The following is a 13,541-nucleotide window of genomic DNA, read 5'->3' on the forward strand; positions in this document are numbered from 1 at the left end:
GCACTAAATTAAACTGGATGGAATGTGCATCTCTTTCACTTTTTCTAAAAATGCATAGTGGGCAAACATCGGCTTACCTTCCAGATAACGGCGCAGTAGATCGAGAGCAGCCGTACTGATAACTTTTACTTGATCATCGCGCTGATATTTTCTGGACAGCTTGTAGACAGCTCCCCATTCCCCTTTAGGCGTCGATAGCGCGACAGAAAACAGACCATCATCGAGTTCGCCTGTAACTAACGACAAATCAGTTCGGCATTTTTCACGAGTGGCTCCCGATAGTGCAAACGTTGCGGCTAATGGGTCACCTTCGTCTTTGATAGCTTGATTATTGCCTGATAAAACCCAGCTGTGGCCAAGTTGCTTTTCGGCGTTTTCATCACCGTTGAGCCAATAGGTCAAATACCCTGCACTGCTCTTTTCAGAAACTGATAGCGTTAACGCTTTCTCTACTAACACCTGGCCGACATGCTCGATCATAGGCTGGTCGATGCTGACTGTATTAGCCTCCAGATGTTGATTGATTATCTGCAATAACTTTAAACGCTGATCAAACTGATCGTTAGGACCAAACAGTTTCACTTCAATGAAAGGTAAGTAAGAGCGATAACCAAGCTCATACCCCTCAGGTAACTTTATCGGATCCAACTTATCTGAGATGCCCGACTCTGAGAGTCCAAATGTATAAATGCGGCTACATGAAGAGCCTTGAACATCAGGGAAAGTGCGCTTCAAATCAGGCAAAATCTGCGTTTCTGCCATCAGTTTAAATTCGCTGGGTACGCCTGGCGTAAAATAGAAAACCGCATCGTTAATCAACATTTTAAAACCACAGGCAGTACCGATTGGGTTATCGAGTATTTGAGCAGTTTCAGGGAGCATAGCTTGTTTTAAATTACTATCTGGCATAGGTTTGCCACGTCGCGCATACATGCTCTCTAGCTGCTCAAGCCATTCTTTAAACAGCACCAACTTACAATCAGCCGCTTTTGCTGCTGCCGCGGCACTCAAGTCGTCGGTCGTTGGCCCTAAACCACCATTAACGATAACAACGTCATTATTAAAACTCAGCATTAAAAACTCTTCAATCAAGCTCGATTGCTTATCACCGACTGTTGAGCGTTTAGTTAAGCCAAATCCTTGCTGATAAAACAGACTAGACATCCAGGCCGCATTTGTATCAACAATATCCCCGTGAAGAACTTCTTCACCGGTACTAAGCATTGCAATTTTCACAACTGACTCCTCACCATGAGCACATTTCTAATTTTGTATGCTGTACTCATATCATGTTCTATTTATTGAATTAGTTTTACCTGCACTGGTGTTAACTATACACAAATCCGCTTGAATTGCATGGTTCAAACTGGGTAACCGGAACAAAAGAAGCCACCACGACAGCGCTTGAGGGTGATGAAAAAGGACACATGCCGACGCTCTAATCACGTTGATAATTTAAGCCGAACACCTCTAGGTGCAAGCTAGTGTAATGAAATCATTTTGATATAAATTAACATCAAGTATTTAAATGGTTTTTTATTTAAGGGATAATTTGAGTTAGATCATCAAATCAATTACTCGGAGACCTTTGTGTCAAAATCATCCATATTCAAGAAGACTCTAGCAGGACTCGGCTTTGTAACAACAACCGTTGCAAACGCAAGCCAATACGATATGGCCAGACATTCGGAGTTTTCGTACGCCCCTGATTGCCTGTCCGGCTACTGTGCAACGACCAATCTATACACCTTTGAAGCTCAAAACCGCAGTCTGGCTTTTGAACAGGATAATGATGATTCTTTAAATCTTGACGCTGGTCTTCAACCCAAACATCTTATCGTTCCTCAAGATAAAGACTGGGATTACCTCATGGGCCAAACGTACACCATTCTTGGCTTGAGTGTTGCGACTGTCGGTTTGATGACCTTCCTTCCAGAAAGTATCACTAAGTGGGATGAAGAAGACCGTGATATGAGTAAGCTGGGGCAGAAATGGAAAGATAATGTCTCTGATGGTCCGGTTTGGGACCGAGATGAGCATGTTCTCAACTATATTATGCACCCTTATTTTGGTGGTGTTTACTATACCGCGGCCCGCCACTCTGGTTATAACGAATTTGAATCGTTCTTGTATTCCGCTACGATGTCAGCGTTCTTCTGGGAGTATGGTGTGGAAGCTTTTGCTGAAGTGCCTTCTTGGCAAGACCTTTTCATTACGCCGTTTTTTGGTGCTGTCGTTGGTGAGATGATGGTAACCGCTGAGCAAGATATCCTGGCAAATGGTGGTGAAGTATTGGGTTCAGAAACGGTGGGTGATATATCACTTTTCTTCCTAAACCCAGTTGGTCATGTCCACTACTGGGTCACCGACGCATGGGGTGGCAGTGCCGAACTTCAATTTAGTTCATCCCCTTGGTTTGGTAATCAGGATGTAGCCAAGTTTGCGATGAACGCAGGTGCCAGTTACGACAGCCAGTTCTATGGCATGGAATTAAAAGTCACGTTCTAATCTGACGTAAACCGATAAAGCAGCCGACTGGCTGCTTTTTTGTGGTTCAAACACAGTTTTAAATATTCGCTTCAAGAATTAGCCCAAAAAATTGACCTTCATCAAACATATCCCCCACCTAACACCTACACTGAATAAAAGGATTTATTCCAATAACTTAAGCGCTACGTAATCCCGTGCCGCGTCCAAACCTTTTTCCAGGAGGGGACCATATGAACACTGTGTTTATCGTTAATTTTGCTGGTCAGGCATCACCTGCGACCATCAAGGAACTTGCTGCCATCACTCATGAAAATGGAGGTAAATGGTTAATCAGTAAAGTTAACTTTATTGAAGACCAAGTGGCGGGGGTGATTAAAATTGAATTACCAAAAGAAAAAGCCGATATCGTTAAAGACGCATTTTCCGCATGTCAGACATTAGTGGTTAAATTCGTCGATTCCGAACCATACTCGCATAGTGCCGACACTATCTTCCAGCTCAGACTCGACGCCAACGACAGAGCTGGCATCGTAAATGAGATAACCCATATTCTTGATGATCAAGGCATCTCGATTTTAGATATGGACTGTCAACGTGTCTTTATTGCTGGAGGTGGCGGCGTCAGCTCAAGCCTGTTCAGTGCAAAAATCGCTATTAAACTGCCAAGCGAAATGGAAATTGAGGATGTAGCGAATGAGCTAGAAGCGCTGAGTGAGGATACTCGGGTTATCATAGAAGACTAGGGTCTATTGACCTGCCCCGCCTCCTATAAAAAAGAGCAGCCTCAGCTGCTCTTTTGCATTGATATAGTACAGAAAGCCAGAACGCTTATTTCACTGACCATTGAGATAGTGAACGTTTAAAATCTGAATAATCAAACTCGTTCAGCTTTTGAATCTCGCCGTTTGAACGCTCACAGTAAACAGAAGGCATACGCAAACCGTTAAACCAGTTTAGTTTCACCATGGTGTAGCCTGCACTATCTAAAATGTGTAGACGTTGGCCAATTTCTAGCGGCTGTTCAAAGTTCGCCACACAGAATTGGTCACCCGCAAGGCATGAGCATGAACCGATCACGTATTCGTGCTCGCCATTCTCAGACGCTTCTAGAATTGAAGCCGGCTCGTTGTAAATCAGCGTATCTAAACGGTGTGCTTCAGTTGCAGAGTCAACAATCGCAGTTTTCTTAACGTTCTCTACGATATCAACCACAGTCACAACCAGATCCGTGGTCTTAGTAATGATCGCTTCACCAGGCTCTAAGTACATTTGTACGCCGTGTTTCTCAGAGAAGGCTTTCAGCGCAAGACCAAGCTTTTCAATATCGTAACCAGGCCAGGTGAAGAATACACCACCGCCCATGCTTACCCAATCAAGCTTGTTTAGGTACTCACCAAACTGTTCTGAAATCGCATCCAGTAATCCAATAAACGCATCTACGTCTTTGTTCTCACAGTTCATGTGGAACATCACACCATCAATACCGTCAAATACTTCTGAATTGATGTGATCCGCTTGTACACCAAGGCGAGAGAATTGACGTGCAGGGTTCGCTAAATCTTGACCTGCATAGCTCACGCCTGGATTCAAGCGCAGACCAATTGACGCTTTACCTTCAACGATATGACGGTAAGCAGCAAGCTGAGATTGCGAGTTAAAGATCATCTTGTCACAGATGTCAGCAACCTCACGTACGTCGTCTTCACTGTAACCCACACTGTATGCGTGCGTTTCACCGCCAAACGTTTCATGACCAAGCTTCACTTCAAACGGGCCAGAACTTGTTGTTCCGTCTAAGTAAGGCTTGATGATGTCGAAAACACCCCAAGTTGAGAAACACTTCAGTGCAAGAACCAGCTTCACACCTGAGATTTCTTTCAGCTGTTTCGCTTTCTCTAGGTTTTCTACCAGCTTGTCTTCATTGATCATGAAGTACGGGGTTTTTAGTTCGTTGTGTTGCATTGTAATACCTTGAGTCCCCTCGCCTAAACGAAGGCACTATAAAATCGAACAAAGCCGACGCATTCGCATCGGCTTAGATTTAAGTTAATTCCAGGTTTGCTACGAGCTTAAATAATTACTTTTTAAGTTCGTGGATAACTGGAAGTCCCTGACCTGCTTCAAGCTCTTGAACATGCCAATCCAGACCGATAGAAGGCATGGTTTCCAGGAACGGATCTGGGTTTAGCTGTTCCATATTGAACACACCTTTATCCGCCCACTCGCCACGGAAGAATTGCAGTGCCGCAGTGATCGCTGGTACACCTGTGGTGTAAGAGATCGCCTGGTGCTCTACGTCTTCGTATGCCACTTCGTGGTCAGCATTGTTATAGATGAAGACACTGCGCTCTTTACCGTCTTTCTTACCTTGAACCCAAGTACCGATACACGTTAGACCGGTGTAGCCTGGTGCAAGAGAAGTTGGATCTGGTAGTAGCGCTTTCAATACGTGCAGAGGCTGTACTACTGTACCATCGTGCAGCGTTAGTGGATCTGGGCTCAATAGGCCGATATCACGCATTACATTGAAGTAGTTTAGGTAACGGTCACCGAAACCCATCCAGAATTCAATGCGTTTTGCAGGGATGAATTCCTTCATTGAACGAACTTCATCGTGCGCCATTGAGTACACTTTGTGTGAACCACAGTTAGGGAATTCAAACTCAAGCATACGAGAGTGACAAGGTACTTGTTTCCACTCGCCATTTTCCCAGTAGAAAGAGTCGCCTTGGATCTCTAGCATGTTGGTTTCTGGGTCGAAGTTTGTCGCAAACTTCTTACCGTGGTCACCAGCGTTTACGTCCATTACGTCGATAGTATCGATTTCATCGAACAGATGCTTAACTGCGTACGCTGCAAATACCGATACTACGCCTGGATCGAAACCAGCACCTAGGATACCTGTGATGCCCGCTTCTTCGAACTTCTCACGGTAACCCCACTGCCAATCATAAGCCTGAGGTACTTGCTGACCTTCAGAACACAGGTCAACTGCCACTGATGTATCCAGGTATGACACTTTCGCTTGGTAACATGCTTCCATGATTGGCATGTTTACCCATGGAGGACCAGCGTTGATCACAAGATCAGGCTTCACTTCTTTAATAAGAGCAACAAGAGAATCTACGTCGTCAGCATTAACTGCTCTAGCTTCTAATTTCTTAGTTGAATCTTTCAGGTTGTTTTTCTTCTGAATAGATTCGATGATTTTCTCACACTTACCTACGGTACGTGATGCGATTGTGATATCACCCAGAACGTCGTTGTTTTGTGCTGCTTTGTGTGCAACTACCCAGCCAACGCCGCCTGCACCAATCTGTAGAATTGCCATAGTTTTCCGTTACCTTTGTTAAACTAGCTCAACTGCTAGCATATGGATTTTTGAGAGCAAAGATTCAAAGTCCGCCGTCGTTAGACACGGGTTCAAAATCGTAAATTTAAGTGCGGTTTTACCGTCAACAATGGTTTCACCCAGTACTGCGGTTCCGCGAGTCAGCGCCTCGAAACGCAACGCTTTATTTAGTTCATCAAGATCTGCGGATTCATGTGTCGCACGGAACAGAACGGTAGATAGTGATGGTTCCGCCAACAACTCAAAGTTGTCGTTATCGCGGATCATATCTGCTACTTCTAGCGTTTGATCAAGCAAATGGTCGTACATGTCGCCTAGAGCTTTTGGCCCCACGCTTTGCATTGTCATAAACACTTTTAAAGCATCAAAACGCTTAGTTGTTGCGATAGACTTATCTACCAAGTTTGGTAGTTCGTCGTGTTCGCGGTTCAAGTAATCTGCATGATGAAGCAGGAACTTGAAGTTTGACTTGTCATTAACAAGAAGCGCACCACAACTGATTGTTTGGTAGAACAACTTGTGGAAGTCAACGCTGATAGACTGCGCACGCTCAACACCTTTCAGGCGAGCTTTTTGGCTGCTAAGAATCAAAGCACCACCGTATGCGCCGTCGACATGCATCCACAGTTCATGTTTTTCAGCCATGTCTGCAATGAAGTCTAGATCATCAATCGCGCCGTGATCGGTTGTACCAGCTGTACCAACGATCGCAAATGGTATTAAACCTTCCGCTTTTGCCTGAGTCAGCACCTCATCCAACTTGTTCACATCCATCGTGCCGTCTGGATTAGCATCAACAGTCATGACTGCTTTTTCGCCAAGCCCCATCCAAGACGCTGATTTTTGAACCGTGAAGTGTGATTTCTTCGAACACACAATTCTCAGTTTGTCGGCGTACTCAGGAAGACCTAGCTTCTGAATAGAGTGACCGCTTAGTTTGTCTGCGATCCAGTCTCGCGCCAGCATCAAGCCCATTTGGTTACTTTGAGTGCCGCCGCTAGTGAAAATACCGTCAGCTTGCTCGCCTAGCTCGTATTTGTCGCAAAGCCAGTTCACCACTTTTTGCTCAACGTAAGTCGCAGAAGACGCTTGATCCCAAGAGTCCATAGACTGGTTCAGAGCTGCAATCATCGCTTCAGCCGCAATCGCAGGCATGAGCGGTGGCGTGTGTAAATGCGCAATACAATCAGGGTGCTGTGTAAAGATCGCATTCTTGGCAACAAGCTCTGCAGCGTCGTCAATCACTGATTTAAGAGGCGCATTTTTGTTGTCTAGGTCGACAGCATTGATCGCTTCTTCTAACGCTTTAGGGTCCATACCTGAGTATGGTGCACTTACTTGTTCGAATACAGACTTCATAGCTGCAGTCGTGTGGTTCATCACTGATGCAAACTCAGTGCTACCTAATTCACCAGTGTGAACGAAGTGCTTTTTCCACTCTTCCTGTGGTGAAGCTTCAACATGGCTACCGCCAGCAGCAATGATGGCTTCTTCAAGCACACGCAGAGCAAAGTCGATTTGCTCAAATGAAATGATCAGTGGTGGAAGGAAACGAATTACAGAGCCTTCACGGCCACCCTTCTCTACCATCAAGCCACGCTCTAGCGCCGCACGTTGAATCGCAAGCGTCAACTGACCATCAGCCACAGGCTCACCGAACTTGTTCAATTCGCCATTAGGTTTCTTAATTTCAACGCCCAGCATCAAACCTTTGCCGCGCACTTCTGCGATACAGTTAACGCGCTTCTGAATGCCTTCCAGACCAAAACGAAGGTATTGGCCAGCAATGTTTGCATGCTCGACAAGGTTGTCACGTTGAATAATTTCTAGCGCTTTCGCACCACTAACCATTGCAAGCTGGTTACCACGGAACGTACCCGTGTGCTCGCCCGGATTCCAGGTATCGTGCTGCTTGTTGATAACAAGAAGCGACATCGGCATACCACCACCGATCGCTTTCGACAAACACAACACGTCTGGAACGATGCCGGCTTCTTCGAAAGCAAAGTTGTAGCCAGATTTACCAACACCACATTGAATTTCGTCGAAGATCAACAGAATGCCGTGTTCATCACAGATACGGCGAAGCTCACGCAGCCAGAATGCTGGTGCAGGGATAACACCACCCTCACCTTGTACTGGTTCAACGATGATTGCCGCCGGCTTCATAATGCCTGCTTCGTCATCATTTAGAAGACGCTCGATGTAACGAATACTCGCTTTCGCACCTTCATCGCCACCAAGTCCAAACGGGCAACGTAAGTTGTATGGGAAAGGCATAAAATGTACGTCTGACATCAGACCTGTGCGACGAGCCTTAGTACCTAAGTTACCCATCATGCCCATCGTACCGTTAGTCATACCATGGTAAGCACCACGGAATGCGAACATAGTGTTACGGCCAGTCGTCTGTTTCGCCAGTTTGATCGCCGCTTCAACTGCATCGGCACCAGATGGTCCACAGAACTGAATCACACAGTTATCACCCAGCTCTTGAGGAAGAAAAGACTTCACAGACTGAATGAAATGCGTTTTCGCCGAGGTAGCAATATCAAGCGTCTGATAAGGCAGGCCAGAATCTAGCTGATCTTTCAATGCTTGATTGATTTCTGGGTGGTTATAACCCAGTGCCAAAGTACCCGCACCCGCAAGGCAATCCAAAAAGATTTGACCTCGAGTATCTTCTACTAAACAGCCATAAGCCTGTTTAATAGCAATCGGCAAGCGACGAGGATAAGAGCGAACCGCTGATTCGTGCTCAGCCTGATCAAGTAACACTTGGTCTGGAGTTAAGTCGTACGTTCCCTCAACAACTGGAACCTGTGATGAAAAAATGTTTGCGATATTGTTATCGACTTCAAAGGCAGTGGTCATACTAGGTAATCCCTTGAATTATATTAGTTCTTCATCCTGTTTTAATTATCATTAGAAAAAAGTTACAGGAGAAATAAGTAAACCTCCGCATTTGTCATGGCTGAGATGACAAACACAGATAATCCTGTCACGACATTCGTGACTTCTATATGCGCTGGGACGTAATCAAGGTTCCGTAATGCACCCGTTTTGTAAAACAGGACATTTCGGCAGTATGAAGCTGATTAGTGTGTGTTTATTCAAAGGTTGCAATGTTGGGTTTCCCATTAATATGCTGCACTTACAGCATTAGTATCCCGTCTATCAACAAAAGGCTTTGCCGATACCTACCCTACGTAGTGTCACAATCAGCTTGAATGTTCACTACGCGTATCCCCCAGAGAACCAAAGGCGTAAATTACGCTCCGAGATTGCGCGCGAATTTATCACAAAATAAAATCTCATGGCAATGATTTTTCATCATTGATTTATTGATCTCGGACGCAATTGTATTTTGCCAATGGCGGCAGAACTTGTAACCTTAGCCTATATAAGGTAATCGCAACGCACAACAGATACACATAACAAGCTGAAAATACGAATAAATTAGACCGCGAATAACACTGAACGATGTGATCAGAAAGTACGGCTGGGAAGCGAAATATGTGAGAGTTCCTAGAAACTGCTATTTTCTAGGGAGAGAAACGAAAAAACCCAGCATAATAATGCTGGGTTTTCGTATTTTGGAGCGACACACGAGGTTCGAACTCGTGACCTCAACCTTGGCAAGGTTGCGCTCTACCAACTGAGCTAGTGTCGCATGAGATGGTGCCCCGGGCCGGACTTGAACCGGCACAGCGCGAACGCCGAGGGATTTTAAATCCCTTGTGTCTACCAATTCCACCACCAGGGCACACAAATATACTTTGTGATGCCTTTACAGAAAAGTAAAACACCATCTGATACCGCTTAACGCCATATCTTTAAATTTTTGGAGCGACACACGAGGTTCGAACTCGTGACCTCAACCTTGGCAAGGTTGCGCTCTACCAACTGAGCTAGTGTCGCATTTATTCTCGAAAGCCATTTGCTCTCAAAAGAATAATGGAGGCGCCTCCCGGAGTCGAACCGAGGTCCACGGATTTGCAATCCGCTGCATAGCCACTCTGCCAAGGCGCCTCATTGCAAGAAAAGATAACCTTTTCTAACCACCCTTTTGAGCTGTGCTCTCTTGGGTACGGGATGCATTCTACGGATTCGAGCGATCGAGTCAACACTATTTTTATTTTTTTAAATCGTTTGACTAGAATTTGTGCGAAAGGCGGTAGATTGCTTAGTTTTAATACAAAAACTTGCTCAAATACACTTGTTTATCGTGAAACTTTGGCTACTCCCCTACCAGAGATACCAGAGAATCAGCTCACATCAACCGTTCATAATCAGGTTATTCGTTGTATCGGATAAGCAACACTAAGAAAAACAGGATCTAAATCACATTTATTTTTTGTACGCCAATAGCTATTAATTTCTAACGGGCACAAAAAAGCAGGCATTGGGTGCCTGCTCAGTATAAATACTTTTTATTAATGATGCTTCTCATCGAGCAAATCGTCTTTTGCTGCTGCGAGATATTGGATCATAGACCAATACGTCAGGACGGTAGCGATGTAAAGCGCCGCAAAGCCAACCCAAACCATCCATTCATCATAACGCCAAATCAACACCCACAACGCAAACATCTGTGCGAGAGTTTTAACTTTACCGACCCAAGAAACCGCGACACTGGCGCGTTTACCAATTTCAGCCATCCACTCTCGTAGGGCAGAAATAATGATCTCACGAGCAATCATGGTAACAGCGGGAATTGTCACCCATATGGTGTGGTAGTGTTCTGTAATCAAAATCAACGCTGTCGCAACCAGCACTTTATCAGCTACCGGATCGATAAACGCGCCAAAACGAGATGTTTGGCCAAGTTTACGAGCCAACATACCATCTAGCCAATCGGTAAAGCCTGCTACCCAAAACACCATTGCCGAAGCAAAAGGCGCCCATGAATAAGGCAGATAAAAAACAACCACAAAAACTGGAATTAAGAACAGTCTAAGAAGAGACAGAATGTTCGGGATATTCAATCGCATTTTATTATTCTCTTACACATTGCGTGCTAATGTTGCGGGATTTTCCTTATTGTTTCAATGCTTGGAAAATAATTTCTGCTAAAGAGTGACTAATCCCCGGTACTTTGGCGATTTCTTCGACACTTGCACGTTTAAGTTCCTGTAATCCGCCCATGTATTTCAGCAAAGCCTGGCGTCGCTTCGGTCCAACACCTTCAATCCCTTCTAGCGCACTCGTACGTCGTGTTTTGCCACGTTTAGCCCGATGTCCTGCAATCGCATGATTATGGCTTTCGTCTCGAATATGCTGAATAAGGTGAAGCGCCGGGGCGTCACTTGGCAGATTAAACTCATGGCCATCTACCGTGATTAACGTTTCCAGCCCGGGCTTACGCGTTACCCCTTTCGCAATACCGATCAAAATTGGTCGTTTTGGCCAATCTCCCCAGTGTTGTGAAATGATTTCATGGGCACGGTTTAGCTGACCTTTACCACCATCGATGAAAATGATGTCTGGGATCTTCTCCACATCCAGTTGCTTTGAATATCGGCGATCCAATACCTGCCCCATCGCGGCATAATCATCACCACCAGTAATACCCGTAATGTTGTAACGGCGATATTCTTGTTTAACCGGACCTTCATTATTGAAAACCACACACGACGCAATTGTGCTCTCTCCCATCGTATGAGAGATATCAAAACATTCCATGAGCGTTATCGACTCCATATCCAGCACTTCACGTAGGGCGTGAAAGCGCTGATTGATGGTCATCTTATGATTAATTTTAGTGGTAATTGCCGTTAGTGCATTGGTATTCGACAGTTTGAGGTAGCGCCCTCTGACACCAGTGGGTGATGTATGAAAGCGAACCTTACGTCCTGCAACTTCGGAGAGTGCTTTTTGAATCGGCTCAATATCCTCTGCCAGCTCCTGATTGAGAATAATCCGGGCGGGAATAGTACGCGCTTCGTTGTGACTCAAATAATACTGAGTTAAGAAGCTATCAAACACTTCTTGCTGACTGGTATTTTGCGGAATTTTAGGGAAGTGACTTCGACTACCCAAAACCTTCCCCTGACGAATCATCAGAATATGGATACACGCAATTCCGCTTTCCTGTGCAAAGCCAAGTACATCCATATCGTCCATACTGTCTTCGGAAACGTACTGTTGTTCCTGAACACGGCGGATTGCCTGAATCTGATCACGAAACTTTGCCGCATCTTCAAAGCGTAGCTGCTGGCTAGCATGCTCCATTTTCTCAATTAGCATCTTAAGTACTTGCTGGTCTTTGCCTTGCAAGAATAGGCGAACAAAACCCACCAGCTCCGCATATTCGTCGTCTGAAATGATTGAGCTGACACACGGTCCTGCGCAACGCCCAATTTGAAACATCAGACATGGACGAGTACGGTTCGAATAGACTGTATCTTCGCACTGGCGAACGGGAAATATCTTTTGCAGTAGATGTAACGTTTCGCGCACTGCACCGGAATCCGGATACGGGCCAAAGTACTCGCCTTTGCGCTTTTTAGCACCTCGATGCATCGATAAGCGCGGATGTTTATGTCCGCTGATAAAGATGTAAGGGTAGGATTTATCATCACGCAACAGTACGTTGTATTTCGGTAAATACTGCTTAATGTAATTGTGTTCAAGGATCAGCGCTTCGGTCTCGGTATGAGTGACCGTAACGTCGATTTTGGCAATATTGCGAACGAGTGCGCGTGTCTTTTCACTGTCGACTTTTTTACGAAAGTAACTCGAAAGGCGCTTTTGGAGGTCTTTGGCTTTTCCGACGTAAATAACAACAGCCTCGGCGTTGTACATTCTGTACACGCCGGGCTGATGAGTTACTGTCTTGAGAAAGGAAGCCGAATCAAAAGGAGGATTCACACTAAAGCGTCTCAGTGTCCAGCATTCCGTGACGAATCGCTAAGTGTGTTAACTCAACGTCGCCATTAATGTCCAATTTGCTAAACAGTCTATAGCGGTAACTGTTAACTGTTTTTGGACTCAAGTTAAGTTGTTCAGAAATATCCGTGACTTTCTGACCCTTGGTAATCATCAACATGATTTGCAATTCACGTTCAGATAAATCTTTAAAAGGGTTTTCAGAGGCAGGTGAGAATTGACTCAATGCCATCTGCTGCGCAATCTCTGGTGAGATGTAACGCTGCCCACTATTTACCACACGAATCGCGTTAACCATCTCGTCTGGGCCTGCACCTTTGGTTAAATAACCAGAAGCACCCGCCTGCATTACTTTGGTTGGAAACGGATTTTCTGTATGAACGGTAAGTACGATGATTTTTACATCAGGATTCACGCGAAGAATCTTTTTAGTCGCTTCTAAGCCACCGATTCCTGGCATGTTCATGTCCATTAAAACGACGTCAGCATGATTACTGCGACACCATTTTACTGCCTCTTCACCGCTGTCAGCTTCTCCTGCTACGTTCATTCCACGGACGTCTTCAATAATACGTCGTATCCCTGTGCGAACCAGCTCGTGATCATCTACAAGGAAAACATTTATCAAACTTGTATCTCCACACTTTCTATTGGTTCTGCACCCACATGATGTTCTATGTGGATATCAGTATGACGCCTAATACTAACGTATTTGACGAAAAATTGCTTTCTATGAATATGTGCTCAAACGCAAACTTTAGCAAGAACTTATTCATAAACCACTCTGTTATTTCAGAGCGTACTGCGC

Annotated in this window: 9 protein-coding genes and 4 tRNA genes; 2 read left to right on the forward strand and 11 right to left on the reverse strand. The window is 45.0% G+C overall.

Going from position 1 to position 13,541, the window contains the following annotated elements; translation table 11 throughout:
* Positions 1-3 precede the first annotated feature (3 nt).
* Positions 4-1,236 carry a CinA family nicotinamide mononucleotide deamidase-related protein gene (locus tag VER99_RS08880; RefSeq protein WP_020335556.1) on the reverse strand — a complete coding sequence of 411 codons (1,233 nt, stop codon included), beginning with the start codon at positions 1,234-1,236 and terminating at the stop codon, positions 4-6.
* Between the two features lie 369 nt (positions 1,237-1,605).
* On the opposite strand from VER99_RS08880, the gene VER99_RS08885 reads away from it, so the two are divergent.
* Both VER99_RS08885 and VER99_RS08890 read left to right on the forward strand, forming a co-directional pair.
* Positions 1,606-2,508: a DUF3943 domain-containing protein gene (locus VER99_RS08885; protein ID WP_024372913.1), complete on the forward strand. Its 903-nt coding sequence runs from the start codon at positions 1,606-1,608 to the stop codon at positions 2,506-2,508.
* 212 nt (positions 2,509-2,720) lie between these two features.
* Positions 2,721-3,233 carry a glycine cleavage system transcriptional repressor gene (locus VER99_RS08890; protein WP_020335558.1) on the forward strand — a complete coding sequence of 171 codons (513 nt, stop codon included), beginning with the start codon at positions 2,721-2,723 and terminating at the stop codon, positions 3,231-3,233.
* 85 nt (positions 3,234-3,318) lie between these two features.
* On the opposite strand, the gene nspC is transcribed toward VER99_RS08890, so the two are convergent.
* The 10 genes from nspC to uvrY form a co-directional block, all read right to left on the reverse strand.
* Positions 3,319-4,452: a carboxynorspermidine decarboxylase gene (gene nspC, locus VER99_RS08895; RefSeq protein ID WP_014232391.1), complete on the reverse strand. Its 1,134-nt coding sequence runs from the start codon at positions 4,450-4,452 to the stop codon at positions 3,319-3,321.
* A 115-nt stretch (positions 4,453-4,567) separates the two neighbouring features.
* Entirely contained in the window at positions 4,568-5,821 is a 1,254-nt protein-coding gene (locus VER99_RS08900) for a carboxynorspermidine synthase (protein ID WP_014232392.1), read from the reverse strand.
* Between the two features lie 18 nt (positions 5,822-5,839).
* Positions 5,840-8,716, reverse strand: coding sequence for a pyridoxal phosphate-dependent class III aminotransferase (locus VER99_RS08905; protein WP_020335559.1), 2,877 nt, complete (start codon positions 8,714-8,716; stop codon positions 5,840-5,842).
* Positions 8,717-9,439: 723 nt separating this feature from the next.
* A tRNA-Gly gene (locus VER99_RS08910) sits at positions 9,440-9,515 on the reverse strand.
* Positions 9,516-9,521: 6 nt separating this feature from the next.
* A tRNA-Leu gene (locus VER99_RS08915) sits at positions 9,522-9,608 on the reverse strand.
* Between the two features lie 79 nt (positions 9,609-9,687).
* Positions 9,688-9,763, reverse strand: a tRNA-Gly gene (locus tag VER99_RS08920).
* A 37-nt stretch (positions 9,764-9,800) separates the two neighbouring features.
* Positions 9,801-9,874: transfer RNA gene (locus tag VER99_RS08925), tRNA-Cys, on the reverse strand.
* 404 nt (positions 9,875-10,278) lie between these two features.
* A complete protein-coding gene (gene pgsA, locus VER99_RS08930) occupies positions 10,279-10,836 on the reverse strand; it encodes a CDP-diacylglycerol--glycerol-3-phosphate 3-phosphatidyltransferase (RefSeq protein ID WP_014232394.1) in 558 nt (185 codons plus the stop codon).
* Positions 10,837-10,882: 46 nt separating this feature from the next.
* A complete protein-coding gene (uvrC, locus tag VER99_RS08935) occupies positions 10,883-12,715 on the reverse strand; it encodes an excinuclease ABC subunit UvrC (RefSeq protein WP_024372803.1) in 1,833 nt (610 codons plus the stop codon).
* Between the two features lies 1 nt (position 12,716).
* Positions 12,717-13,361: a UvrY/SirA/GacA family response regulator transcription factor gene (uvrY, locus tag VER99_RS08940; protein WP_014232396.1), complete on the reverse strand. Its 645-nt coding sequence runs from the start codon at positions 13,359-13,361 to the stop codon at positions 12,717-12,719.
* Positions 13,362-13,541 lie beyond the last annotated feature (180 nt).

This window comes from Vibrio natriegens NBRC 15636 = ATCC 14048 = DSM 759 (assembly GCF_035621455.1).
Taxonomy (GTDB): domain Bacteria; phylum Pseudomonadota; class Gammaproteobacteria; order Enterobacterales; family Vibrionaceae; genus Vibrio; species Vibrio natriegens.

What these genes read in the sequence shown, in the direction of transcription:
- VER99_RS08905 (WP_020335559.1), bottom strand. Translation starts at nt 8,716, where the DNA reads ATGACCACTGCCTTTGAAGTCGATAACAATATCGCAAACATTTTTTCA.
- VER99_RS08900 (WP_014232392.1), bottom strand. Translation starts at nt 5,821, where the DNA reads ATGGCAATTCTACAGATTGGTGCAGGCGGCGTTGGCTGGGTAGTTGCA.
- nspC (WP_014232391.1), bottom strand. Translation starts at nt 4,452, where the DNA reads ATGCAACACAACGAACTAAAAACCCCGTACTTCATGATCAATGAAGAC.
- pgsA (WP_014232394.1), bottom strand. Translation starts at nt 10,836, where the DNA reads ATGCGATTGAATATCCCGAACATTCTGTCTCTTCTTAGACTGTTCTTA.
- VER99_RS08890 (WP_020335558.1), top strand. Translation starts at nt 2,721, where the DNA reads ATGAACACTGTGTTTATCGTTAATTTTGCTGGTCAGGCATCACCTGCG.